General features: G+C 40.5%; 1 pseudogene. It reads left to right on the top strand.

The window, feature by feature from the left end:
- Positions 1-468 precede the first annotated feature (468 nt).
- Positions 469-2012, top strand: a pseudogene (locus ACFIL8_RS09575) (hypothetical protein); the annotation flags it as partial.

The following is a 2012-nucleotide window of genomic DNA, read 5'->3' as shown; positions in this document are numbered from 1 at the left end:
GGAATAAAAGAACAAGTAGCAGTGAGTATTTTTGTAAAATAGGATACAGCAACGAGACACATTACCATTAGTAAGGATATAGATGGGGCATTTTAGTAAAAAGCTTTCATAAATCCTCTAATGAAATAAAAGAGCTTATTCACGAAAAATAAACTGATGCCTAAGCGGATGATCAATAGGCACAAAAATTATACCTTTTTCAAAGAGATCAAAGCTAAAAACGACACACAACCTTTGATAGAAAAATGAAATCCATTCTAATATTAAGTATTTTTTTACCTTCCTCAAATTGACTTTCACGAACCTACCCCTAATTACCCTCTAAAGGCGTTGCAGAAACAACAGCTTACGTCTTAATTTTATTTATGTCCTAAAACACGCTGTAAAAGCAGGAACACGCAAGGGAAATAAGAAAGCTCTAGAACACACCTTTTTTGTGTTTTTAATCTATTGTTATGAGGGGGTATTATGAAAAAATATTCAACACCAAATTTGATTAAAGCTGTTTCATTGGGAACAGTTATAGCGGCGCTCTTGTCGAGTGTTTCTCCTGTGGTTGCTGCAAATCTTGCGATAACAGGTGATAAAGTTCAAAGTACAAGTGGTCCTAGCGTGTCTTATCAATACGCTAGCCATGGCAGTATTGTATTAGCTGGCGATAAGGATTACTGTGGTGTGTTTAATGTTGTTGATCGTGGTGGAAGCAATCAAGGTACTAATAACCAAATCACTGCAGAGGAACTATATGAAAGAGTTTCTATGAATAAAGAGATTAATGGCAAGCGTCCTTTTAACTGGGCGAAGGTTCAGCTTAATTGGGTTGATGATGGTCTGACCGGTAAGGGGGGATATATGGGAAAAGCAACCGGTGGTCTTTCAAATGTTCTGCCTGAAGCTTATGGTGTGTATTCTTTTGCAACTGGGTGTGGATCTTCCGCAACGGGGCATTATTCAACAGCATTTGGAGCGGCTGCAACTGCAAAGTTTGGGGGATCACAAGCTTTTGGTATTGCTGCACTTGCAGGTGGACAAGCAAGTATTGCTATAGGGGTTGCGTCTGAAGCAGTAGCAAGCAATACGATTGCTATTGGTGGGCGTGCAAAAGCAAAAGGCGTTGATAGTATTGCATTCGGTAACAAATCACTTGCAGGTGGACAAAAAGCAATTGCTATAGGTTATGGTGCTCAAGCTCAAACAGATCTTTCGATAGCGATTGGTTCAGATGCAAGAGCGACTGAGCATAAGGGTGTTGCTCTTGGGAGCGAGTCTGTGGCTGATGTTGCTGCTGGCGCTATCGGGTATAATTCTTTAACTAAAGGCCCTTCAGATTCTGACGACATGATATGGGCGAGTACGCTAGGTGCAGTGAGTGTTGGTGATGCTAAATCAAAAAAAACGCGCCAGATTGTAGGAGTGGCAGCTGGTAGTGGCGACACTGATGCCGTTAATGTTGCACAGTTAAAATCATTACAAAAATACGTAGACCAAGGTTGGACACTATCTGTTGGAGGTAAAAATGCTAAAGCTGTTGGTGTACAAGATACTGTAGATTTGTCGGCTGCAAGTGACAACCTTAAGATTACAAAAGGTGGGGAAAACAATAATGTAACATTTGATCTAGCTAATAATATTACAGTGGAACGAGTTACCGCTGGGAGAAGCTCTATCAGTGATGATGGCATTTTGTTTGCTGATGGGGCTAAAATAACTGTGGATGGTATTGATGCTGGCAATAAGCAGATTACAGGAGTGGCAGCTGGGGAAGAACCTGATGATGCAGTGAATTTTGCGCAGTTGGAGCAGGTTAATCGGGACGTTGCAAGTGTAAGTCAAAATACATCACAATATTTTGGTGGTGGTGCAGATGTATCTAATGGTAAAGCACCAACTTACACAATTCAGGGTAATTCTCATAATGATGTTGGTTCTGCTTTTAATGCTGTTGATACTTCTATCACGAATATCCAAAATCAGATTACGAATGCGACAAAAAATAGCCTCGTTAAGCAGGA

Source organism: Bartonella sp. AP57NXGY (assembly GCF_042195805.1).
In the GTDB taxonomy this organism is placed as follows: domain Bacteria; phylum Pseudomonadota; class Alphaproteobacteria; order Rhizobiales; family Rhizobiaceae; genus Bartonella.
This window is presented reverse-complemented; position numbering and strand designations above follow the sequence as displayed.